Source organism: Chitinophagales bacterium, from assembly GCA_016787225.1.
Classification (GTDB): domain Bacteria; phylum Bacteroidota; class Bacteroidia; order Chitinophagales; family JADJOU01; genus CHPMRC01.
Genome location: JAEUUY010000001.1, coordinates 37801 through 61595 on the forward strand (window position 1 = coordinate 37801; position 23795 = coordinate 61595).

Annotated in this window: 20 protein-coding genes; 13 read left to right on the plus strand and 7 right to left on the minus strand. The window is 35.8% G+C overall.

Annotated features, from left to right (window positions below; genetic code table 11):
* Positions 1 to 115 precede the first annotated feature (115 nt).
* Positions 116 to 562 (plus strand): helix-turn-helix transcriptional regulator, encoded by a 447-nt coding sequence (locus tag JNL75_00175; protein MBL7788228.1) that lies wholly within the window; start codon positions 116 to 118, stop codon positions 560 to 562.
* 717 nt (positions 563 to 1279) lie between these two features.
* On the opposite strand, the gene JNL75_00180 is transcribed toward JNL75_00175, so the two are convergent.
* Both JNL75_00180 and JNL75_00185 read right to left on the minus strand, forming a co-directional pair.
* Positions 1280 to 2182, minus strand: a complete 903-nt coding sequence (locus JNL75_00180; protein MBL7788229.1) for an IS3 family transposase — start codon at positions 2180 to 2182, stop codon at positions 1280 to 1282.
* 2 nt (positions 2183 to 2184) lie between these two features.
* Entirely contained in the window at positions 2185 to 2595 is a 411-nt protein-coding gene (locus JNL75_00185; protein ID MBL7788230.1) for a hypothetical protein, read from the minus strand.
* A gap of 389 nt (positions 2596 to 2984) precedes the next feature.
* On the opposite strand from JNL75_00185, the gene JNL75_00190 reads away from it, so the two are divergent.
* The 7 genes from JNL75_00190 (at position 2985) to JNL75_00220 (ending at position 11118) form a co-directional block, all read left to right on the plus strand.
* Positions 2985 to 3830, plus strand: coding sequence for a hypothetical protein (locus JNL75_00190; protein ID MBL7788231.1), 846 nt, complete (start codon positions 2985 to 2987; stop codon positions 3828 to 3830).
* 194 nt (positions 3831 to 4024) lie between these two features.
* Positions 4025 to 5164 carry a PD-(D/E)XK nuclease family protein gene (locus JNL75_00195; GenBank protein MBL7788232.1) on the plus strand — a complete coding sequence of 380 codons (1140 nt, stop codon included), beginning with the start codon at positions 4025 to 4027 and terminating at the stop codon, positions 5162 to 5164.
* A 6-nt stretch (positions 5165 to 5170) separates the two neighbouring features.
* Entirely contained in the window at positions 5171 to 5473 is a 303-nt protein-coding gene (locus tag JNL75_00200; GenBank protein ID MBL7788233.1) for a hypothetical protein, read from the plus strand.
* Positions 5464 to 6423 (plus strand): 5'-nucleotidase, encoded by a 960-nt coding sequence (locus JNL75_00205; GenBank protein ID MBL7788234.1) that lies wholly within the window; start codon positions 5464 to 5466, stop codon positions 6421 to 6423. The genes JNL75_00200 and JNL75_00205 overlap by 10 nt, the downstream gene beginning before the upstream one ends.
* A 46-nt stretch (positions 6424 to 6469) precedes the next feature.
* A complete protein-coding gene (locus JNL75_00210; GenBank protein MBL7788235.1) occupies positions 6470 to 7072 on the plus strand; it encodes a hypothetical protein in 603 nt (200 codons plus the stop codon).
* Positions 7053 to 8573, plus strand: a complete 1521-nt coding sequence (locus JNL75_00215; GenBank protein ID MBL7788236.1) for an Eco57I restriction-modification methylase domain-containing protein — start codon at positions 7053 to 7055, stop codon at positions 8571 to 8573. The genes JNL75_00210 and JNL75_00215 overlap by 20 nt, the downstream gene beginning before the upstream one ends.
* Positions 8566 to 11118, plus strand: coding sequence for a DEAD/DEAH box helicase family protein (locus JNL75_00220; protein ID MBL7788237.1), 2553 nt, complete (start codon positions 8566 to 8568; stop codon positions 11116 to 11118). Before JNL75_00215 ends, JNL75_00220 begins: the two co-directional genes overlap by 8 nt.
* 471 nt (positions 11119 to 11589) lie before the next feature.
* Here the strand turns inward: JNL75_00220 and JNL75_00225 are convergent, their stop codons facing one another.
* From JNL75_00225 to JNL75_00235, 3 genes are read right to left on the minus strand one after another with little or no spacing between them, the layout of a single operon-like run.
* Positions 11590 to 12816, minus strand: a complete 1227-nt coding sequence (locus tag JNL75_00225; protein MBL7788238.1) for a hypothetical protein — start codon at positions 12814 to 12816, stop codon at positions 11590 to 11592.
* A gap of 3 nt (positions 12817 to 12819) precedes the next feature.
* Positions 12820 to 14292: a hypothetical protein gene (locus JNL75_00230; GenBank protein ID MBL7788239.1), complete on the minus strand. Its 1473-nt coding sequence runs from the start codon at positions 14290 to 14292 to the stop codon at positions 12820 to 12822.
* An 11-nt stretch (positions 14293 to 14303) separates the two neighbouring features.
* A complete protein-coding gene (locus tag JNL75_00235) occupies positions 14304 to 17051 on the minus strand; it encodes a carboxypeptidase regulatory-like domain-containing protein (GenBank protein ID MBL7788240.1) in 2748 nt (915 codons plus the stop codon).
* A 502-nt stretch (positions 17052 to 17553) separates the two neighbouring features.
* Here JNL75_00235 and JNL75_00240 point away from each other — a divergent pair.
* From JNL75_00240 to JNL75_00255, 4 genes are all read left to right on the plus strand, one after another.
* Entirely contained in the window at positions 17554 to 17913 is a 360-nt protein-coding gene (locus JNL75_00240; GenBank protein MBL7788241.1) for a hypothetical protein, read from the plus strand.
* A gap of 12 nt (positions 17914 to 17925) precedes the next feature.
* Positions 17926 to 18558, plus strand: a complete 633-nt coding sequence (gene recO / locus JNL75_00245) for a DNA repair protein RecO (protein ID MBL7788242.1) — start codon at positions 17926 to 17928, stop codon at positions 18556 to 18558.
* A gap of 56 nt (positions 18559 to 18614) precedes the next feature.
* A complete protein-coding gene (locus JNL75_00250) occupies positions 18615 to 19622 on the plus strand; it encodes a DUF4476 domain-containing protein (GenBank protein MBL7788243.1) in 1008 nt (335 codons plus the stop codon).
* A gap of 125 nt (positions 19623 to 19747) precedes the next feature.
* Positions 19748 to 20164 carry a polymer-forming cytoskeletal protein gene (locus tag JNL75_00255; GenBank protein MBL7788244.1) on the plus strand — a complete coding sequence of 139 codons (417 nt, stop codon included), beginning with the start codon at positions 19748 to 19750 and terminating at the stop codon, positions 20162 to 20164.
* Positions 20165 to 20193: 29 nt separating this feature from the next.
* Here JNL75_00255 and glpK read toward each other — a convergent pair whose 3' ends face one another.
* Positions 20194 to 21669 (minus strand): glycerol kinase GlpK, encoded by a 1476-nt coding sequence (gene glpK / locus JNL75_00260; GenBank protein MBL7788245.1) that lies wholly within the window; start codon positions 21667 to 21669, stop codon positions 20194 to 20196.
* Positions 21670 to 21881: 212 nt separating this feature from the next.
* Between glpK and lysS the strand changes: the two genes are divergently transcribed.
* Positions 21882 to 23402, plus strand: coding sequence for a lysine--tRNA ligase (gene lysS, locus JNL75_00265; GenBank protein MBL7788246.1), 1521 nt, complete (start codon positions 21882 to 21884; stop codon positions 23400 to 23402).
* A gap of 77 nt (positions 23403 to 23479) precedes the next feature.
* On the opposite strand, the gene JNL75_00270 is transcribed toward lysS, so the two are convergent.
* A partial coding sequence (locus JNL75_00270; protein MBL7788247.1) for a T9SS type A sorting domain-containing protein occupies positions 23480 to 23795 on the minus strand: 316 nt, incomplete at its 5' end.

Sequence of the window (23795 nt, forward strand, 5' to 3'; positions counted from 1 at the left end):
CTGATGGTATCATGGAATAAAAAAGCTAATAATTATTCTATTCTATGGAAATTTATTCTCAATATATTCCTAATAGTTTCCTAACTTTGTCATCAAACTAAAATACTAAACCAACATGATAAAAAACGATTGGATATTAAAAAACATCAACCAGTTGATCGATGAAAAAGGAATAAAATTGGAATATATATCAGCCAAGCTGGGAATATCTCAAGGGGAAGTTTCCAAAATTCTCAAAGGAGAAAGGGAGTGCTATACTAAATACGTCTATCAGTTTAGTCAAATCCTGAATGAACCATACCATGATTTAGTAAAAAACGATGAAGTGAATCAATATAACTATGGAGAAATAAAGGATAATGGAATTGGAAATGTGCGCACCTTGAAAAAGTCTATAGATATTGAGGTGTTTGAACAACGAATTCAAGACAAAGATGATTTAATAAACCTAGAAAGAGAACAGAAAATACAGGAACGAGAACAAAAAGAGTATTGGAAAGAAAAATACTATAGAATCAAAGAAAAATTAGCTTTAGTAGAAGAAAAATTAAAATCTAAATGAAGCTATAGTGCCCAGAGAAGCTGATATAGATAAGCATCCTCATTATAAATAAATACAAAAACGCCATCGTTTTACCTTCCGAGGTGGTTCGTTTAGCCTAATGCATTAAAGTTTTAGCTTTAGAAGCTAAAATCTTAGCTAATTTGTCTAAAGTTTTATACATAGTATCTATAAACTTTGGCGATTTTACCTAAACTTTTAGGTCGTTTTCTCAAAACTTTAGCCTTGGTCGCTAAAACGACCACCTCTGCACCTGTCTCGTCCTAAAATTACTTGACAGTTTTTGGTTAAAAAACTGATTTGGATTACATTTTTTTCTCTAAATCCTAAACAAATGTACAGTAATATTTTTCATTCCTAATAATTCAATACTTCTGATTATTACTTTTCCTGAGATTATTTACAGGTAAAATACCTATTCCTAAAAACGTTTTACTGGCGATAAATTTAATCCTGAATTTACCTACACTATTTATTTTATTCCTAGAATAGTATGTCATGGCGGGCGAATATTCCTATAATGAGATATCCTTTTTTTAATACGTTTGTTTCGTCTATTTGAAGAGGACGTAGGCTCTGCTGGAGAGCAACTTACTAGCAATAGGATAGACCTTATACAAATAAGTTGGAATTGCGTATAGTGAAAAAAAATAGTAGCTATACGCATATTTATTTGGTTAGTAGTATGGTCTAAAAAAAACTCAAAACACTTATTTTTCATACCACTATTGCTCCATTTTTAATTTTTTTCTTTACCCAGCTTTGACTTAGAGCACCTTCTCTTTGATGTGCTACTGCGGGAGTTAAGTAATTACAGCTTAAATGAGGTCTAAGCTCATTGTATTTTCGTATGGCTTCATCGATAGTGTGCATAGCCTCATTGAAATCTTTGAATGGTTTACTTAATTCAAATTCTGTTTTTAAGATGCCATTGACACGCTCTGCAATGGCATTTTCATAAGGGTCTCCATTTTCAGTCATCGATATTTTTATTCTATGGGCATTTAGTTGCTCTACATAGTTGGCAGAACAATATTGAACGCCTCTATCGGAATGGTGAATTAGGTTGTACAATTCCCTTTTGACGTTTTTACTAGCCATAAGAAAAGCTTGAATCACCCCTTCGCTGTGTAGTGTAGGGTAAAGGCAATATCCCACAATCTTACGGGAATAGGCATCGGTGATAATACTGAGATATGCAAATTTTCCAGAAAGTTGGATGTAGGTAATATCACTTACCCATAGTTGATTCGGTTTAAATAAAACAAGGTCTTTGATTAAGTTTGGATATTTATAATATGGATGATTCGAGTTTGTGGTATAGGGCTTTCTTTTCCTATATCTCAACAAATAGCCATGTTCTCCCATTAATTCGTACAATCTGTCCCGTCCAATTGAAATATCATGAACTGCTAAACGCTCTTGAAGCATAAAATGAACCTTTCTTGTACCTATGCGAGGTAATTCCGAACGTATTTCTGCTACAATTTTCAATACGATGACTTCTTCTAGTTCCCTATCATTTTTTTCTTTAAATTGCTCATAATAAGCCTGACGGCTCTTACCAAACAGCTTACATAAAAATCCTATGCTAAAGCTAGGATAGAGTTGTAAGAGCAATTTTACTGTTTGGTGCCAAACTTTTTTCTGATAGAAATGCTTAATTTGGATTCCGCAATATCAATTAATGTATTCAAGGCAGTAGCTTTCATTTGAGCTTCTTCTAGCTGCTTCTCCACTACTTTAATATGTTTCTCTAAGGAAATAACTTTTTGACGCTCTTTTTCTGTCATAATAGGTAAAGATAATGGAATATCTGGTGCGTACATCGTCTGCCATTCCTTGATTGTTTGAACTCTATTCGATACCTCGAAATCAAATTCTTCAATGGCTCTTTGAATAGTCATTCGACCACAATGAATCTCCATGACCAGCCAACGCCTTAGTGCTATTTGATTTGGATCACTTGTTTTAAATTTAAAATTGATTTTTAAAGGATTATCCTTTCCTAATTGATTTTGATTATTCTTCATACCTAATTTGGTTTGAAAAACTGTCAAGTTTTTTCAGGATAAGACACTTTAGATTTACCCCCTACCAGCTTGTCTTTTCGACGAAGGAGAAAACTAGAAACATTGCAGGTACTATATGGACACCTCCTACGTCGGTGTGGCAAATTGGAGAAATAGAACTTGAAATAAACAAAGTAGTTAGATTGGCATTTTTCACTTCCAGCTTGCCTTTTCGACGTAATTTCTGGCTATAGGAGGTCTAAATAGTGAGTCCCCTCTATATGATAAAAAAAATTACTAGAAAAAATAGAACGCACTATATTTGGAACATGATATTCGAAAGTGATATTGAAAAACCTACGGTAAAACTTCGGGGATTACATAGATAGCACCAATTTTAGCGAAACAGAATGAGATTTTCACAGAGAATAGGACAAAGACCTGCAAGTAAAAAACTTCAATTAGAAGAAATTGATTCTGATTTAAGAAATAGTCTTTGGAATGTTTATACAACAAAAGTAACAGAACAACTCGGGTATAAAGAATTTACAAGCTTCAAAAGGCTTTTATGGATAAGTTACTTCAAAAAGCCAGTTGATTATGTGCCCGATAGTGATAGTCAAGCAAGAGATATTATTAGGGATTACTTTTTCAAATGTGATTGGTACGATGTCTATGATTTTATAGAATTTGTTGCAAACATTGACTCAAGAAATATACCATTTGATCAAGATTTATTTAAAGAGTATAGCAACTATATTCTTGAAAGAGAATATTCAGCTTATAGATTTATTGATAATCAAATAGTGCCTATTTCTAATACAGAAGAAGTAAAAGAGTTAGAGGCAGTAATTAATAATACTGACAAATACTCTGCACTATCGGGAGCAAACATTCATATTAAAAACTCAATAGATAAAATTTCTGATAAAAAAAATCCAGACTACAGAAATTCAATTAAAGAATCAATCTCTGCAGTAGAAAGCGTTGCAAAATCTATTTCAGATAACAAAAAAGATAGTCTAGCTGGAGCACTTGATAAAATAAAAAGTAAAACCAATATTCACTCAGCTCTTGAAAGAGGTTTTAAACAAATTTATGGGTACACAAGTGATTCAGAAGGAATAAGACACGCTTTAATGGACGAAGATGAGCCTTCATTCGAAGACGCAAAATTTATGCTTGTATCATGTAGTGCTTTTGTAAACTATTTAATAGCAAAAGCAGAAAAAAATTCTATAACTCTAAACAAATAAAAACTGGTGCTAACTGTCGGTTTGGCATAAGGCGGGATGTAGTTATTTATCGAAGTGTCGGAATTTAAATTATCTTTGTTATTATGCGAAAAAGTCTTCTTTTAAAACCCGCCCTACGCCAAGCCGACGGGCGTTAGGCGACACCCAACCAAACCGTTAACGACAGACATTATCGTATTGAAAAAAACAATTGAATGGAGAAAATAAATAATTTACTAAATCAAGTAGCAATTATAAATAAAAAGAATGCTGAAATTTTAGATGCGACTGGTGGTCGGTTTAATATGTTTCGTGTTTGTGGCGTAAACCATTATGAAAACACACATTCGGCAATACTTGCAGAACTATTAAATCCAAATGGAACACACGGGTTAAAATCTAAATTATTGGAGTGTTTTATTGACACATTGGGAGATTATTTTACCATTGTTAAATTCGACCTTGACAAATCACGAATACATACTGAACACTCAACTGAAGAAGGACGAATTGATATTTTGATTGAGGATAATCAAAACAAGGCAATAATTATTGAGAATAAAATTTATGCAAACGACCAACCAGAACAATTAAAAAGATACAATAGATATGCTCAAACATATAAAAATGGCTATCAAATATTATATCTTACACTTTTAGGAGATAATGCATCAGAGCAAAGTGGTGGTGGTGTTTCTTATTTATCAATTTCGTATAAAGAAAATATAATCAATTGGCTTGAAAAATGTGTTGCAATCGCCTCTCGTTTTCCAACAGTCAGAGAGACTATAATTCAATATATTAATCACTTAAAGCAATTAACCAATCAAGATATGGATATAAAGAACAAAGAAGAAATAACAGAAGTTCTATCAAAAATTGAGAATTTAAGAGCTGCTCAAGCAATTTATCAGAATTATTCTGCGACTTACAACTACCTTATTGAAAAGCATTTTAATCCTAAAATGGAAGAGTTTGCAAAACAAAAAGGATTAGAATATCATTATGAACGTAGTGAAGAGCAATATGTTAGATTTCACTTGACAAATTCAAATTGGCAAGCGAAATGTTGGATAGGTTTCACTTTTGAAGGTAATCGTTGTCATTATGGATTATGCAACAATCCAAATGTTTACAGAATATCCGAAGAGAACAGAAAAACTCTTCACGAGAACTTGAACAAGTTAGATATATTTTCTCGCAAAGAAAGTAATTGGTGGCCATTTTATGCTCATTATACAAACTTGTCGCTTGACACTTGGGAAAGCGACATTATTAAAAGTGACAACTTTCTGAATGAGTGCAAAGACAAAATTGAAAAATTACTTATAGCAATGGAAGGAATAAATTTTTAAAATTAAATGGGCGACCGCCTAACAGCAGTATGGCAAAATGGCGGGTTTAGTGCTAAATTCAACGGCAGTTCTTCGATTAAACTTTTGTGCAAAACTGAACATTTGTACTTCGATTTCCGCCACTTCGCCAAGCTGCAAAACGGTAGGGCACATGCTAAATTCCCAGCCGCACAAATGGCACATTTGGTTTTACCCAAAGCTCAAGCCAACGCTCAAAAAACCAAAAGAGCCATTTTTTGCCAACGCACGGACAGACGACAAGACATAAAAAGTAAATTTGACAAGAAAATAAAATATAAATGGGATTAGACTTTTCTGAAATATTGGTTGTGGGAGTTTCTTCAAGGGCATTGTTCAACTTGGAGAAAGAAAATGAAGTATTCGACAAAGAAGGAATTGAAGGTTTCAGAAAGTACCAACTCGAACACGAAAATGAACTGCTTGAAAAGGGGACAGCATTTCCACTAATTGAAAGTTTATTAAAGTTAAACTCACTTGCTAAAAAGTCAATCATTGAAGTAGTTGTAATGTCTCGGAACAGTCCAGAGACAGGTGTACGAGTTTTGAAAGCTATTAAGCATTACAATTTACCATTGACAAGATGGGCTTTCTCAGGTGGAGAACCATTATCTCCTTTCCTTGACGCTTTTGATGTGGACTTGTTTCTGTCAAAAGACGAGAAAGAAGTTCAAAAAGTAATTGACTCGGCAAATTGTGCAACTGCTTTAATTTACGACCCACCAGCAGACTATAAACCTGAAACGGAAAGAGTAAAATTTGCTTTTGATGCTGATGCAGTTGTTTTTTCGGAAGAATCGGAACTGATATATAAAACCAAAGACTTAGCTGCCTTTCACAAACACGAAGAAGAAAACGAAGATGTGCCTTTGAATGACGGTCCTTTTGCAGAGCTATTACGCAAACTCTCCAAAATTCAAGAGCATTTGCCAATGACAATTGAATTAACTCCTTTGAGAATTGCGATTGTAACAGCGAGAAACGCACCAAGTCATATGAGAGTTATCAAAACGCTTAGAAATTGGGGCGTATATGTTGATGAAGCTTATTTTATGGGCGGACTTTCAAAAGACAAAGTTTTGAAAGCTTTTGGAGCACACATATACTTTGACGACCAAGAAATACATTTAGATGGCTCAAGCAAAGTTGTTCCTTGCGGTAGAGTTTTATATAAATCTGATTCGCCAATGAAACAATTTGAGAAAAAGAAAATCACAGATGAAGGAAACGACAATAAATAACGACAACCAAGTAAAATCCAAAAAGCGGGTTACTGACCACGGGGAAGTGTTTACAAACCAACGTGAAGTAAACGCTATGCTTGACTTGGTGAAACACGAAACCGAAAGAATTGACTCCCGATTTTTAGAACCTGCTTGCGGTAACGGCAACTTTTTAGCAGAAGTGTTGAGACGAAAATTAGCAGTTGTTGACAGCCGATATAGCACAAGTCAAGTGGAATGGGAACGCTATTCTATTATTGCAGTATCGAGTATTTACGGTGTAGATATTTTGGAAGACAACGCACAGGAATGCCGAGACCGTTTGCTTGAAATTTATACCGATTGGTATTCTAAAGTATTCAATCAAGTAAAAAATGAATGTATACGTTCTGTTCGCTTCTTGTTAAGTAGAAACATACTTTGGGGTGATGCATTGGATTTTACAAATCCTGAAACTAAGAAACCAATTGTGTTTTCTGAATGGAGTGCCGTAAACGGCTCTATGCTGAAACGCAGAGACTATATGTTTAAATTTTTGGTGGAGAAAACGCACCAGTTTTCACTATTCAATGACGAAGGCAATCCAGCAGCGATTGACGAACCCGTAAAGGATTTTCCACTTATTCATTTCTTAAAACTTGGCGAAGTTGTTACAAACGAATTATAACCCTGATGTACTCTCCTGTCTTGCCAATTTGAGCAATGACGAAGTATTTACGCCACCAAATTTGGTGAACGATATTTTGGACTTGCTCCCAGCCGAGTTGTGGAGCAACCCAAACGCCAAGTTTTTAGACCCTGTTTCAAAAAGTGGTGTGTTTCTGCGTGAAATGGCAAAGCGACTAATGGTAGGTTTGGAAACCCAAATTCCCGACAAACAGGAACGCATTAACCACATATTTAGCCAACAGTTGTATGGCATTGCTATTACCGATTTAACAGCATTGCTTTCTCGCAGAAGTGTGTATTGCTCCAAAACTGCCAATGGCAAATACTCCATTTGCGAAACCTTTAATGACGAGCAAGGAAACATTCGCTACAAACGAATGAAACACACTTGGAACAATGGAAAATGTACCTATTGCGGTGCAAGCCAAGAAGTGTACGACCGGGAAGATGCATTGGAAACTTACGCTTATCCATTTATACACATTGACAATCCAAAAAATATTTTCAATATGAAATTTGACGTTATTGTTGGCAATCCACCTTATCAAATGAGCGATGGCGGTGCAGGTGCAAGTGCTATTCCATTATATCACAAATTTGTTCAACAAGCTAAAAAACTAAATCCAAGATATTTAACAATGATTATTCCTGCAAGATGGTTTGCTGGAGGAAGAGGTTTAGATAGTTTCCGTGAAGAAATGCTAAAAGATAATAGGATAAGAAAAATAGTAGATTTTCATAACGCAGCGGATTGTTTTCCAGGTGTAGAAATAAAAGGAGGGGTATGTTATTTTTTATGGGATAGAGACAATAAGGGAGAATGCGAAGTAGTACCAGTTGTTAGTTCCCAATTTTTAAAACCAATGTCAAGAAGGTTAGACGCTTATGATGTTTTTGTAAGACTTAACGATTCAATTTCTATATTAGAAAAAGTACTATCAAAAAAGGAAAAGTCATTTAGTGAGCATATGTCTTCTCAAAAACCATTTGGCTTTAGAACTAATTTTCGAGCATATAAAAAATTACACTTCAAAGGGGGTATCAAAATATTTTCATTTAAAGAAGTTGGTTGGATTGAAAGAGAAAAAGTTATTCAAAATGCACAATGGATAGATGAGTACAAAGTAATTATTAGTCGTTCGTATAATGGAGGATACACCTATCCACACCAGATAATCAATAAACCTATTGTTGCAGAGAAAGGGAGTTGTTGCACTGAAACTTATATAGTTTGCGATGTTCTTGCAAACGAAAAAAGAGCAAATAATCTTAGAGATTACATTACAACTAAGTTTTTTAGGTTTTTGGTTTTTCTGAGAAAAGTTTCGCAAGACAATCCAAAAGATAGGTTTTCTTTTGTGCCCATTCAGAATTATGATGAATCTTGGACAGACGAAAAACTTTACAAGAAATACGGTTTAACCGAAGATGAGATTGCTTTTATAGACTCAATGATTCGTCCAATGGATTTAACTCTAAATGATGACACAGATGAGTAAAAAAGAATTTTTTCCACCCCGACCGTCCACCAATCCTACCATTTATGCGTATGAATTGGTGGGTGTGGCTACGCACAAGGGTTTGCTCAAAATCGGCTATACCGACCGTGATGCACAAACACGTATCAAAGAACAGTTGGGCACGGCAGCCATTCAATACAAAATTGTGTTTGAAGAATCGGCAATGAAACGGGACGGCAGTTCGTTTACCGACCACGAAGTACACCGATTGTTGAGAGAATGGAAAGTAGTCAACGCAAGTGGCGAATGGTATAAATGCACCTTAAACGACTTGCGTAGAGCCATTCACCAAATCAAAACAGGCGAAAAAACAGAAGAAAACCGTGTGCTCACTTTCGGTATGCGACCCGAACAGGAAGCAGCCGTTGACAAGACCATTGCCTATTTCAAGAGTTTCAAAAAAGAGAATAAAGACAGAACGCCCCACTTTCTTTGGAACGCCAAAATGCGTTTCGGGAAAACCTTTGCCAGTTATCAATTGGCTAAAAAAATGGGGTGGAAAAAAGTGTTGGTGCTCACCTTCAAACCAGCCGTTGAAGATGCTTGGAAAGAAGATTTACTTTCTCACGTTGACTTTAAAGGTTGGCAATTCATTTCCAAACACGCAGATGAACTATCAAGCCAAGATATTGACACCAAAAAACCGTTGGTTTGCTTTGGTTCGTTTCAGGATTTTTTAGGCAAAAACACCAACACGGGTGGTATTAAAACCAAAAACGAATGGGTACACGCCACCGTGTGGGATTGTATCATTTTTGACGAATACCATTTTGGGGCTTGGCGAGAAAACGCCAAAGATTTATTCGGTAAAGACTTAGAAGCCGAAAAAGAAATTGAAGCATACAAAAAGATTGAAAAAGAAGGTATTGCCGAAGAAGACAAAGCGGAACACTTAGAGAAGATTATCCCAATCAGCACCAATCACTATTTGTATTTGTCAGGCACTCCATTTCGGGCAATCAGTTCAGGCGAATTTATAGAAGAGCAAATTTTCAATTGGACGTATTCAGACGAGCAAAGAGCAAAAGAAAATTGGGACGATTCCTTAGGGCCAAATCCTTATGCAGCCTTACCAAGAATGGTAATGCTTACCTATCAATTGCCCGATTCCATTCGCCAAATCGCTATGCAAGGCGAGTTTGACGGTTTTGATTTGAACATATTCTTTTCAGCCGAAGGCGAAGGGCGAAAAGCCCGTTTCAAATATGAAGATGAAGTACAAAAATGGTTGGATTTAATTCGGGGTTCATTTAGCGAAACCACCGTTGACCATTTGAAGATGGGAGCTAAAAAGCCGCCTTTGCCTTTTTCACACGCTCCATTGCTCAAAGTGCTAAATCACACTTTTTGGTTTTTGCCGACCGTTGCAGCGTGCAACGCAATGGCATTATTGCTTGAAAGACGACAAAATATATTTTACCACGATTACAAAGTGGTAGTTGCAGCAGGAACACAAGCAGGAATTGGAATAGAAGCCTTACCGCCAGTTTTAGATGCAATGACCGATAATCCATTGGAATCAAAAACCATTACACTTTCGTGCGGTAAACTCACCACAGGCGTATCGGTAAAACCGTGGACAGGAATTTTTATGTTGCGTAATTCTTCCAGTCCTGAAACCTATTTTCAAGCGGCATTCCGTGTGCAAACACCTTGGGTGATTAAAAACCCCGACAGCAAATCGCCAAACAAAGAAGAAATTTTAAAAGAAGAATGTTATGTTTTTGACTTTGCCCCCGACCGTGCATTAAGGCAAATTGCCGATTACAGTTGCCGACTAAATGTAAACGAATCGAATCCCGAAGCAAAAGTTGCAGAGTTTATCAACTTCCTGCCTGTATTGGCTTATGATGGAAGTTCAATGAAACAAGTTGATGCCGCAGGAATTTTAGATATGGCAATGAGTGGCACAACCGCAACGCTTTTAGCAAGACGTTGGGAAAGTGCTTTACTCGTAAATGTTGACAACAACACACTTGCCCGATTGATGGCAAATGAAGAAGCAATGAAAGCTTTAATGAGCATTGAAGGTTTCAGAAACTTGAATCAGGACATTGAAACTATCATTAACAAATCGGAAGCTGTTAAAAAAGCAAAGAAAGAAGCCAACGACCGAGAACTAAACAAGAAAGAGAAAAAAGAACTTTCAGACGAAGAAAAGGAATACAAGAGCCTGAGAAAGCAAATCCAAGAAAAGCTAATCAAGTTCGCAACTCGTGTGCCTGTGTTTATGTACCTGACAGACTACCGAGAAAGAAGTTTGAGAGACGTAATCACGCAATTAGAGCCGGGACTTTTCAAAAAGGTAACAGGACTTTCGGTAAAGGACTTTGAATTATTGGTAAGTCTTGGGGTGTTTAACTCTGCCTTAATGAATGATGCCGTTTACAAATTCAAACGCTATGAAGATGCAAGTTTGGAATATATCGGAATCAACAGACACGAAGGCGAAGATGTTGGTCTATTTGACACTGTTTTAAGCCGACAAGATTATGAAGCAAGTTTTGTAAACGAACCAGAATAGACAAATGCCAACGCTCAACAGCCACACACATTGCCAAGCCGCACAAGCCCACGCTAAAACCCAAGCTTGGCAAAGAGTGTGTCTGTCCAACCGCACGACCAAAACGACCTACAAACCAGCGGACGAAAAGAACACCGAAGCGATAACAGCGGTTTTGCAATAGTGGCGGTTCAGTGCTTCGTATGACAGTGAAGTAATTAGGAAGTTTAAGCCAACGAAATTATATTTAGAACAATTTTGCCACAGAATTTACATTTGAAATTTAACCCATAATAAAAATGAAACTTGAAAATAATAGGAGAAGCTAGTTTATCCCAAATTCCGCATTAGAAAATGCAGAATCGATTAAGAATTTGTATTTCAATATTTTGCAATCCCGTACGTACGGGATTGAAACAAATTCTAAATCGGGATAAACCCAACTAAATCATATAGTTCGCCACTCAGTGGCTTCTAATGATTAATTTGGGTTTATAGTCTCCCAGCAATTTTCAAAACCCTCGACCTAGAATCTAAGTTAAGAATCAATCCGAACATAAATAAAATTAATAATGGTGAGCGATAGCGAATCAAGGCCATATAATTGGGCACAAATAATGATATAATCAAAATAAAAGCGGCAAAATTTATTGAAGTAAATAAACTGAGTTTATGCCACAACTTTGATTGATTTAGTAAAAGTATGATGATGAAGCAAATCGTGATAGCACCAGATAGGTTAACTATCCATAAATAATCAAGATTGGTAAATAAAGTAAATATGGCTTGTTTCCATCGGTTTAACACTTGAACAAAAAGCACATCATAACTCGTAGTCCAATCGATTAGGTCAAAGTGTGTATTTCCCATTTTTAACTTTGAGTATCTGGTGAGCTTTCGCAATACATAATCACTATATGGAGATAAGTATAAACAGATTATACCTATCAATGGTAAGATAAATGCAAGAACGTATCTCTTCCATTCTAGTTCTTTAAATTCTGTTAGAAGGTAGATACCTATCCCTGTTAGCATCATAATTACCATAGTATCTAGCCGAATAAAAACAGCATGGATAAAGCAAAGAAATGCCAAGATATACTTCCAAGTTTTAGGCTTGGTAAACAAAGAAAATAAAATGAAACTAACAAATAGAAATAATAGATTTTCTTTATATACTCCTGACACGAAATATAATTCCAAACCACCAAACATTAGAAAAAAACAAAGTAGTTTAAGCTTGACTGGGTTCTTATCGAGGTGGAATAAGGTTTTAAGAAGTAGAGTTTTGCTAAAAAATGACAATGTCCCAAAAAACAAGGATATATTGTATAAATTAGGTTTAGAGATAAGTGCAAAAAAAAGATAGAATTTCTCTATTGTATAGCTTGTATAGTTTGACCAAGTATTAGAGGCTATGAGCATAGGGAAATAGGATTGAGGATAAAGACCATTGCCACCAGTCAAAAAAAATAACCCATAGAGACTTGAATCTTTGTCTAGAAAAGAAGTAAGCAATATAGCGTCTTTGAGATATTTTCTCGAATCGAGTTCTGCCACCTTAGCACTGAGCATGGCTAGAACTATACTACCTACTAGCAGTGAAAGTGATAGAAATATGGAAATGGGTAGAAACCTATACTTCTTTTCGAAATAAACAAAGCCAAATACAATGACTACAAGTTGAATACAGTAAACGAAAAATTCACTGTTATTCATAAGCTACTGCACGTCAGAAGTGTTGCGAATAGTAATCTGTCTTGTACTATTAAATTTACCGACAATAGCCGTGACGGTTTTGGGACCAGAAGGTAAAGGGTCACTTTTAAATGTAGCTGCAGACATGGTATAATGATCTATTTGAGTACCATCGTTTAACTTGGTAGTGCCACTCGTACCATTATAGGTAGTTCCTCCGCTAAAGGTTGCATTGACGATTCTGACCAAAGTAGATTCATATTGATCCATATTCGCTATGATAGTGGCAATAGTAACCGTAGCCGGAGTGATGGAATTTCCTGAACTAATTAGACTAGCATCTGATGCCAGAATTCCCGCTGAGCCTCCAATTTGCAATACACCAGCAAAGGTACTCAAGGAGTCATTGGTAATATTCACCTTGATTTTATCACCTAAACTGTAAGAATGATTCGCTCCAAATCTTACGATGATACCACGATTACTAGCATCTTGAATCACTACATTTCTAGAATTGATATTTGCATTCACTCTATCAGAAATCACGGTTCCTTCTATGGTATATCCATTAATAAGAGTACCTGTCCCAGTAAACATGGCTCGAATCTCTGCAATTGTCTTGGCAGTAAAGGTGCCACCGCCACCACCACCGCCACCGCCGCCAGATGAACCTCCGCATGGAGTTGTTCTATTGGTGTCAGTGAGTTTCACGTCGTTGAGGTCACGAAGTTTCATTTGCAAGTCACTTCGATAAACTGTAAAGATTCCTGTTAATTCTCCTTTACCAGCTGCTACCTTGGTGCCAGCGAAATTGGCATAGCCACTGGTTCGCACGATCACATCATTTCCATTTTTATCCAAAAGGGTTCTATTGGCGTCTCGCAGATTGATATTATCGGCATAGGTTACTTTGGTATCCTCACATTTAAATTCCACATCCTTGAATCGAACCAATTTATAGTGATAAGCCTCCGATAATTGATTTAATCCAATTTGATCTATTTTCACTTCATTGCCTATAGAGCCCTTGAATAAGGTCTTATCAATAGCTGTAGCAGGCAATTCTGCAAGGCTCTTAGCACCAGGTATCGTCGTAGTATCAATATATCCTCCAAGAACTATCAAATTATTCTGATTAGCCATGGCCATTCCTTTGATTTTTAGGAAAACTTTTCTTCCAACAGGGAAATCATTGTATAAGTTGGAGCGATTGATAAGCACACCTATCGCAGCTCTATTGTCAAGGTCTTGTATGACTATTTCTTTGTAGAAATTTCCTCCCACGTCATTAGCGCTCACTATTGCTGCTATGGTTTTGTCTAAATTAATTGTCCATATCGTCTGACCACTAGCTTTAAAGTCCTGCTTCAAGTCATAAATAGTATAGTCTGCAGTCATGTTTGGATCCTTAGGATTCGCTGGCGGATCGATATCGCTTTTCATGCAACCAGAAAGCACTGCTAAAGGTAAAATTAAACTTAAAATTAATTTTTTCATACTAGAATTTATTATAATCTATAAATAAAGTTGATATAAAACGAACGCCCCATCATATAGGAAAAGGTGTTTGGAAACTTATCAGGGTCTCGATCACGAAAATCAAAACGCAATTGTTCTCGACCAGAAATAGCAAAGTTTTTATTGTCTAGCAAGTTAGAAAAATTAGCGGACACATCAAAATACATTCTTTTCTTCAAACTCTTAATAAACTTATTGAGCATAAAAGACTTTCTGAAATATGCATCTACCGTAAATGCAGAAGGCATACGATCTTGAGTCAAAATTTTATTATATTGCTCTGAGCCTGGAGCTACTCCAATAACTGCTTCTGTCGAACGGCGCTGCGGACTAGGATCTACATAAATTTTATCAAAATAATTCAAACTGATGGAAGCTGACCAAAACTGCTTAGAGTTGTAATTCAACTTGAGCATACCTGCCAATTGGGGTCCAGTAGCTAAATGCAGTCCTTGAAAATATATGGTTTCGGGATTTGTATTTTGGCTCGTATTGTCGTAATAAAAGGTTGCATTCGGCCTATTGTCATAGATATAATCACCTATATTTGCTAGGGCGGTAGCTGTAAGGCCTGTATTGGCTATTTTAGTTTCTACTGCAGCTTCTACACCCATATAGCGTTTATTCATATCGCGTATGAGTAATGAACCAAAACTATTCGTCAATTCAGTAAAAAATCTTCTAATCTCCGTTTCATTTTGTGATAAGGTATAGAATCCTGTGATATTAACCTTGGTACGAGCACCTCTATGATAGTAAGATGCTTCTCCGCTCATGATATTCATACTTTTGGCATTCTTGTCCATGATATTGGCTACTCGAGCTAGCATATATACCTGCTCATACTGTGGAGCATAGGCCCAGCGGGCTGCACCGAATGAAAAATAATTTTTACCATCTAGTTTATATGTCAATCCACCTTTCACGTCAATATTGAGAAAACTAATGCCATCTGCTTTTCCAAAACTATTATTGGCATAGGCGCCATTTCTAAATAAACCTTCACGACCATAACTCGTATGCTCCAGACGCAGTGCTCCAAAAAAATCGATTTTATCAAGTGTAATTACAGACTGCCCCCACACTGTATTATTCATCACCGTTGCTCGGTAGTTAAATCCGTATTTATCGCCTACTCTAACTATTCCATAGGGATTATTCAAATCATTGTGTATAGCATCTGGATTGTCAGGATTGGCTCGCTGCGCAAATTGATTCACATTGACGAAGAAGTCTGCACCTAATAAGTCGGAAAGTTGGCGATAACTCTCTGTACTATTGATCTGAGACATAAGACCACCGCTAAGCGCTACTCTATTATTTAGCTGATGCTTCACAACTAAATTCGCCGAAAAACTCTTGACATCTGATACTTCCTTATTCATAATGTATCGAGCCCAGTTACCAGTCTCTCCCTTAGTCGGTACGGTTTCTCGGTTCGTTCTATTGGCTTCGTAGAGTCGCTCCCAATCTACTTGCAGCAATTCAGGATTGGTTTTCAGTGCAGTAAAAACCGCATTAAATGCCACAGGGTCATCGTGGTAGAAACTCGGAGCATTTCTATAATAGGTAGGAGAAGGGTTGTAGGAATTGTACCAATCGAGTCGTTCCTGATAGCGTTTACCTATCTGAAACCCAAGGCTACCGTTGATGTGGGTAGAGTTATTGGGCTTAAAATCACCTGATAGGGTGATTAGAGGTACATTATCTCTGCGAATATTCGAACTTCGCTTCTCTCCATTTTGATATCCCCAATGCGGATTGTAATAATTAGAGCCTGCCAAATCATAAAACTCACGAATAACATTTCCAGCCACAGCTCTCTTATTATCTACATAAAAGGCGGATAAAGTGGTATTGAACTTCGAACTCCATAATTTAGAAACTGATAAAAAAGCCGAATATGCACTCATGGCTGTGCCTGGGATATAGCCTTCTTTGGCACCACGATAATTTACTGAACCAGAAAAAGCAAAATTGTTTTTTAATAATCCGGTACTAAACGTGGCCGAAGTTCTTGTAGTGAAATTTCGATTGGAAAACCATTGGGAAATTCGCAGACCTTTGCGCTGATTGAGGGCTTCGGCGTCGATATCTATGTTGTTGGTTTGCTCTCCAAAGGTAAAAGGAATAGCTTTGATTCCATAATAGTTATTTCGAGAACGAAGGACATCATTCAATCCCGAAAAATCATTAAAAGTTATGCTATTACCTTGTACGATGTTTTCAAGAGGAATACCATTAATAAATAAAGTCTGATCTTGAAATCTCATTCCTCTATTTCGATATCCTCCCTGTCCCAGCCCGAACATGGCATTCGAGACGAAAATATCTCGTGAAGAATTCAATAAGCTAGCTACCGAATTACTAGCATCATCCTCTGTCTGCTCTGTGACAGGGATTTCGTTATTCATGTCCTTGCCTTGTTGCTGTTTTTCTATCAGTAAATCTTCGACTGATTTGGTCTCACCACCTACATAATCAATATCTATACTCGCTTCGAAATAACCTGGCTCTGATACTACAATAGTGAAGATACCTGTATTCAAATTTTCAAATACATAATTACCAAATTCATCTGTTGTGGTAAAACGCTCAAACGTAGGCGCAACTAATTTAACCTGAACATGCTTTATGGCTGCTTTCGTTTCAGCTTCCAAGACTCTACCCTCAATTCGACCTTGTGACCAACCGGAAAGGCTTAAAAACGTACTTAATAGTAATATAAAATTCTTCATTCTGCTCATTCAGAAAGGCAAATCTAGAAACATTCCAATAATTGAGAGTTATGAAAAAATTAATTTTCAACAAAGTGTTGGTAAAAGTCCCCTGTCTGGTTTTTAATTCTCATTGAAATCTTACCATCTACCTTCATCCCAAATTCCGCATTAAGAAATGCATAATCGATTAAGTATATGTATTTCAATCCCGAACGTACGGGATTGAAACAAATTCTAAACCACAGATTCTCGTGACAGGTCGGAATAACCCCAATTAAATCATATAATTCACTGCGTTGTAACTTTTAATGATTAATTCGGGATAAACGAATAATAAGGAAGCTAATGCATTCAATTACATTAAAACTATACTAAAGAATTTCAACCTGATTTGGATAATTATTTTTATATTTACAAAGTTATTTTTTATTAAAAGGAACTTTTTTAATAATTTATAAGTTATATAGACAATAATTCACAGAAAAATAAGTTAACTAAAGTATAAAACATTTAGTCCATCATGAAAACTACCTTTATATTCTTAATTATTTTATCGTATAGCCTCAATGCTAATACGGACAATAAAAAACCGATTAATATTCCTCCTATTTCAGCTAAAAAAATTGACTACACCCCATTAGTCAAGGTTAAGTATAGTTTGAGTTTATCCAAAAGATATGACTTGAAATACTCTTTAGTCATGCCGATGAAGAAAGAAAATTTATCTATTCTGAGCAATACCATCAAAAAAAATAGATTTGAAGCTAAGCCCTTATTGCAACCACGCTTCAGAAATACCGAAAACATTGATTTAGCAAGTATTGTAGAAAGAAACAAAATGTATAATCTATCCAAAACTATTCAAATTAGAACCTATTAAGGTTAGCCCTCTATGCTGGTAAGCACAGAAGGAATAGTTTTACGTCAATACCCCTTTTCAGATACTAGTCTTATCGTTAAAGTTTTTACGAGAGATTATGGTATGGTTAGTTTCATAGTAAAAGGCGCTAAATCAAAAAAAAATGCCAAGGCTAATCTTTATAAGCCCATCAATCTTTTATCTTTATCCTTTTATAACAAAGCAAACCAAGGGTTAAAACAGATTAAGGAAACACAACTACTATTTGCGCCTGATGCACAGAACTTTGGTGTTTATAAGTCTGCCATTACTATGTTCATGATAGAACTTATAAATCATACCATCCCTGAAGATAGCAGTCAACCTGATTTGGATAAATTTTGCTTTATAATGAATAGTATTCATTATCTTCGAGACAATCCTTTAAATTCCCATTTTTATCTTTCGTTTATGTATCAATATTCCTATTTTCTAGGTATAGAAATTCCGTGTAATGATCAGAAACTCTTAGTAAATCTATCAGACTATTCCAATCTAAAAAATTTATCCTTAACAAAAGAAGAACGAAATCGGTTGTTTCAGAATTTTGAAAGACATTATTTTGAAAATTTAACGAACTATAAATCCTTGAAATCCATTGATATACTTGATGAAATATTGAAATAAATATCAAAACGATAAACTTTTTTAGTTATTCAATATCTTAGATTCAAAACTTAAATATGAAGAAATTATTTATTTTAATGTTCATTTTATTATCTAGGGTAGAGTTCAATTCTCAGTGCCAATTTATGCCAGAGAGAGACTTTGAAGCTGCAAAATATCGATTGAGCGGTAATAGAGGTAATATCAATACATTTCAGGCTGCAATGGATCTCACCAGAACCTATTGCCTATCGAGCAATCAGGCTAGAGAAATAGCCAATTACTTAGCAAATGACCGAGATAAATTTGACTTTTTAAAGTCGAGCTATCCCAATATCACGGATAAAGAAAACTATACGAATGTCATGGATGTATTCAGGCTATTTTCTTCTGCCATTCGCCTATATCACGAGACTATGGGAGCATCTCGTATTATACAACCATTTCCACAAACTATTTCTACCAATCCAAATTGCCCCAGAGCTATGGAGCAGCATAGTTATAATCAGCTTCGCAGTCAAATAACTAATCTGGGCGATGATAGACAAAAAGCCTCGATTATACTCAACGCTGCCAATCAATGCATGCACACACAGCAAATTGAAAACTTAGTTTCGAGCATTAGTGATGAAAATATTCGATTAGATGTATTGAAGCGACTTCACCCATTTGTGTTTGATATTGAGAATTATGGTCAGTCATCTAGTATATTAAGCTCGACTTATCGAACACAATTCTTGGCTTTTCTAGTTAACCCCAAATCCCCTTCGGAACCAAGTATTCAGCTACAGTCTGCAGCATTATCAGAGATAGACTTTACTAGTTTTTTAAATTCAATTCGAAAACAAAGCTTTGAAAAGGATAAGGATAATTATATAAAAACCTATATGAAAAATGCTTATTTGAATGTAGCACAAGTCAAACAAGTACTAAAACTGCTTAACTTTGATGCTACTAAGCTAGATATCGCTAAATTTTTATATAATCGATGTACAGACAAACAAAATTATTTTCAGGTGAGCAACGAGTTACAATTCAGCAGTAGTAAAACAGAATTAAATGATTATGTAAAGTCCCATCAATAAAGCGATATAAGAGATTTCCACAGAGCTCAAAAGCTGTTAAAATAATGTTAAATATTTAGCAATGTATTGCAAATACTACATATTGTGGGTACATTTGTGGAAAATTTGAGAATATGTTAAGTTTCATGAATCAAAAGTCAACAGACGCAGGAGATCTAGGTGTCATAAACCTTGTAGGAAAAGGTACTGAAATTATTGGAAATCTAGTGTGTAATGGCGACATAAGGATTGATGGTAGCTTAAAGGGTAATATCAAAACACCTCATAAAATCGTAACTGGACCTAGCTCCGAAATTATCGGGGACATTCAAATAGGAAGCGGCATCATTGGGGGTATTGTTAGGGGAAATATTTATTCGACAGGTACTTTAGAAATAGAAAAGACCGCTAGTTTGGAAGGAATTATAGAATCCAATGGTCTAATTATTCATGAAGGAGCCGATTTAAGAGCAGAGATTAATTCAAAAAACAAAACTTTACCTAAGTCTCTGGAAAATCAAAATAAAAAAGTTACCGATTTCTCAAGAGCAGCAGTCCTATAGGTCAAATTTTTAAAATAGGGCTAATGTCATCATGCCCAAGACTTACTTCTTTCAATAGCCTCCAACCACTTAGCATATAGCAAATTAGCGTTATCAGGCGTCATTTTCGGTTGGATTATTTGAGAATTATTTAAATTTATATTGTCTAAAGTCATTCCAATTCCTTCTGCTGCCATCATGGCAACCCCAAGAGCTGTGCATTCTTCACTAGCACTTGGTATTATGTTCTTTTGTAAAATATCCGCTAGAAATTGTCTTAAAAAAGGACTTTTACTCACACCTCCATCTATTTGAAGTGATTGAATAGCTACGCCAGAATCCTTTGCCAGTGTATCTATTATATCTCTGCATTGGTATGCAAGTGATTCAAAGGTAGCTCTGATTATGTGAGCTTTATTGGTATTTCTATTTAATCCTAAAATGGTAGCACGTGCGCGCATATCCCAGTAAGGTGCACCTAAGCCTGTGAAAGCTGGAACGACATAAACATTATCAGTGCTAGGTATTGAATTTGCTAACGCATCAGCTTCCGTATATTCGTCAAACAAATTTAAATTTTCTTTTAACCATTTCAAAGCAGAACCAGCATTAAATACACTTCCTTCTAAGGCATACGCCAGTTCTTCTCCTTTTTTCCAAGCAATAGTAGTTAAAAGCTGATTTGCCGACAGTTTAAACTCATTTCCTATATGCTGTAGCAAAAAACAACCTGTCCCAAAGGTATTTTTCATCATCCCTTTTGTAAAACACCGATGTCCAAATAAAGCAGCCTGCTGATCTCCAGCTATTCCTGCGATAGGAATGCTAGCGCCGAAAATCTCATAGTTAACATCTGCTATTATTCCTATACTATCTTTCACATGAGGTAAGATAGATCGAGGGATATGATAATAATCCAATAAATCACTATCCCAATCTAAGGTCTGAATATTGTATAAATTGGTTCGGGATGCATTGGATACATCTGTAACAAATGATTGACCTTTGGTCATATTCCAGATAATCCATGTATCGATTGTACCTACACACAGATTGTCATACTTTAATAGTTGCAATGCTTTAGGGATATTCTTAAGTATCCATCGTATTTTAGGGGCAGAAAAATAAGCATCTAGATTTAAACCTGTTTTAATTCTATTCTGCTCTATTCCAATACTATCCTGATCCTTCAAGCAATCTGCTGCCGTGCGTCTATCCTGCCATACGATAGCATTGCTAATTGGTTTACCTGTTTCCTTATCCCAAGCCACAATTGTCTCACGCTGATTTGTAATACCCATTGCCTTAATTTGATTCGGAAGAATTTTTGAATTCAAAATAACCTCTTTACAACATATTAATTGACTTTCCCATATTTCAATAGGGTTATGCTCAACCCAGCCATCTCTTGGATAAACTTGCTTAATATCTTTTTGCGAATTTGAAACTATTTGAAAATTCAAGTCATACAAAATGGCTCTGCTAGAAGTCGTACCTTGATCTAATGCTAAAATAAATTGCTCCATCTTATTTCTCTTGAAATGATATATCTTCAATTCTTTACTGTGGTAAAATTAGCGAATCCATATTATCGCCTCATTTTTTCTTTTTATAAAATCTACTACCTATTCTAAAAAGGAATTCTTGTCATTCTATTCTAAATACCTAATAATTATGAAGTTTGATAAATAAAAAAAATAAAATAAAAGTATATTTGCACCCATTTTCAATATCAGACATGGACCAAGGTAATTTGAATGAATTAGAGATTCAGCGACGTAAAAATTTACAATCTATCATAGAGATGGGCATAGAACCATTTCCTGCGGAGGAGTTTGTAGTATCCAATCACGCACATCAGATATTGGATGAGTATAAGGAAGAAACGAATAACTTTCAAAATATTACTATAGCAGGAAGACTCATGCAAAAGCGAATCATGGGTAAGGCTTCATTTGCAGAGATTCAAGATAGTACTGGAAGAATTCAGGTGTACATCAATCGAGATGATTTATGCCCAGGCGAGGATAAATCTCTTTATAATGAACTCTTTAAAAAGCATATGGATATAGGCGATTTTGTTGGATTCCATGGAAATGTATTTAAGACTCAAACAGGCCACATAAGTTTGCATGCCTATTCTATGAAATTTCTTTCCAAGTCACTACGCCCGTTTCCAGTAGTAAAAACGGATGCTGAAGGTCATGTACATGATGCATTTTCCGATATTGAACTTAGACATCGACAGCGTTATGTTGACCTTGTCGTCAATAAAGGTGTCAAAGAAACATTTGTTTTAAGAGCCAAGATTTTTCAGGCCATGCGCCAATTTTTTCTTGATAAAGGCTATGTCGAAGTAGATACTCCTGTTCTTCAATCGATACCTGGTGGAGCTGCTGCTAGACCTTTCGTCACCCATCACAATGCCCTAGATATCCCACTTTACCTTCGTATTGCAAATGAGCTTTTTCTAAAGAGACTTATTGTAGGGGGGTTTGAAGGAGTTTTTGAATTTTCTAGAAATTTTAGAAACGAAGGTATTGACCGCACGCATAATCCAGAATTCACAGCTATGGAGATCTACATTGCTTACAAGGATTATCATTGGATGATGAATTTTACCGAAGCTATGCTATCGTATATAGTCAAAACAGTTCATAATAGAACTGAGATAGAATTTGATGGAACAATGATTCAATATGCTGGTCCTTATGAGAGAATTACGATGTATGATGTTATAAAGAAATATACAGGCACTGATATTACAAATATGAATGAGGATGAACTTAAATCATATTGTAAAACACAGGGAGTAGAAGTCGATGAAACAATGGGTAGAGGAAAACTCATCGATGAACTCTTTAGCGCAAAATGTGAAAAACATTTGATCCAGCCTACCTTTATTATAGATTATCCTATAGAAATGTCTCCGCTTTGTAAAAAGCATAGGAATGATCCACAATTGACAGAGCGATTTGAATTATTTATTAATGGTAAAGAGATAGCGAATGCATATAGTGAATTAAATGATCCTATCGATCAATTAGAGCGTTTTCAAGAACAGGTAAAACTAGCTGAAAAAGGCGATGATGAGGCTATGATGATTGATATGGATTTTGTTCGTTCCTTAGAATATGGAATGCCTCCTACATCAGGAATGGGAATAGGCATGGATAGACTTTGTATGTTTCTAACAAACAAAACTACTATTCAAGAAGTATTGCTTTTCCCTCAAATGAGACCAGAAAAACACAGCTAGATTTATTCCTTTCCTTGTTATATAAAAAATGGTCTCGCTTCTGCGAGACCATTTTAATTTTAAGAATGATTAGTTATCTACTTCGATATCGTAAATCTACCTACCGCAGATTCCTCATCGTTCGATATCATCAACTGATAGTTACCATTGGCTAGTTGACTAAAGTCAAAGGCATGTGAACTTTCGAGGCTCGTATGCTTCTCGTTGAAGACAGCTACTACTCTACCCGTCATATCCGTCACGGTAAAGGTGATTGGCTTCAGACGCTTGCTGCTGACATCTACCGTCACTTTACCATCTGTCGAAGGTACAGGATAGAGATTGAATCCAAATCCATTCTTATCTACCTGTGTGATACCTGAACTCGATTTCAATTTATAATCCATATAAATC

What these genes read in the sequence shown, in the direction of transcription:
- JNL75_00230 (MBL7788239.1), bottom strand. Translation starts at nt 14,292, where the DNA reads ATGAAAAAATTAATTTTAAGTTTAATTTTACCTTTAGCAGTGCTTTCT.
- JNL75_00240 (MBL7788241.1), top strand. Translation starts at nt 17,554, where the DNA reads ATGAAAACTACCTTTATATTCTTAATTATTTTATCGTATAGCCTCAAT.
- JNL75_00235 (MBL7788240.1), bottom strand. Translation starts at nt 17,051, where the DNA reads ATGAAGAATTTTATATTACTATTAAGTACGTTTTTAAGCCTTTCCGGT.
- JNL75_00200 (MBL7788233.1), top strand. Translation starts at nt 5,171, where the DNA reads ATGGGCGACCGCCTAACAGCAGTATGGCAAAATGGCGGGTTTAGTGCT.
- JNL75_00185 (MBL7788230.1), bottom strand. Translation starts at nt 2,595, where the DNA reads ATGAAGAATAATCAAAATCAATTAGGAAAGGATAATCCTTTAAAAATC.
- JNL75_00220 (MBL7788237.1), top strand. Translation starts at nt 8,566, where the DNA reads ATGAGTAAAAAAGAATTTTTTCCACCCCGACCGTCCACCAATCCTACC.
- JNL75_00175 (MBL7788228.1), top strand. Translation starts at nt 116, where the DNA reads ATGATAAAAAACGATTGGATATTAAAAAACATCAACCAGTTGATCGAT.
- lysS (MBL7788246.1), top strand. Translation starts at nt 21,882, where the DNA reads ATGGACCAAGGTAATTTGAATGAATTAGAGATTCAGCGACGTAAAAAT.
- JNL75_00205 (MBL7788234.1), top strand. Translation starts at nt 5,464, where the DNA reads ATGGGATTAGACTTTTCTGAAATATTGGTTGTGGGAGTTTCTTCAAGG.
- JNL75_00255 (MBL7788244.1), top strand. Translation starts at nt 19,748, where the DNA reads ATGAATCAAAAGTCAACAGACGCAGGAGATCTAGGTGTCATAAACCTT.
- glpK (MBL7788245.1), bottom strand. Translation starts at nt 21,669, where the DNA reads ATGGAGCAATTTATTTTAGCATTAGATCAAGGTACGACTTCTAGCAGA.
- JNL75_00195 (MBL7788232.1), top strand. Translation starts at nt 4,025, where the DNA reads ATGGAGAAAATAAATAATTTACTAAATCAAGTAGCAATTATAAATAAA.
- JNL75_00190 (MBL7788231.1), top strand. Translation starts at nt 2,985, where the DNA reads ATGAGATTTTCACAGAGAATAGGACAAAGACCTGCAAGTAAAAAACTT.
- JNL75_00250 (MBL7788243.1), top strand. Translation starts at nt 18,615, where the DNA reads ATGAAGAAATTATTTATTTTAATGTTCATTTTATTATCTAGGGTAGAG.
- JNL75_00225 (MBL7788238.1), bottom strand. Translation starts at nt 12,816, where the DNA reads ATGAATAACAGTGAATTTTTCGTTTACTGTATTCAACTTGTAGTCATT.
- recO (MBL7788242.1), top strand. Translation starts at nt 17,926, where the DNA reads ATGCTGGTAAGCACAGAAGGAATAGTTTTACGTCAATACCCCTTTTCA.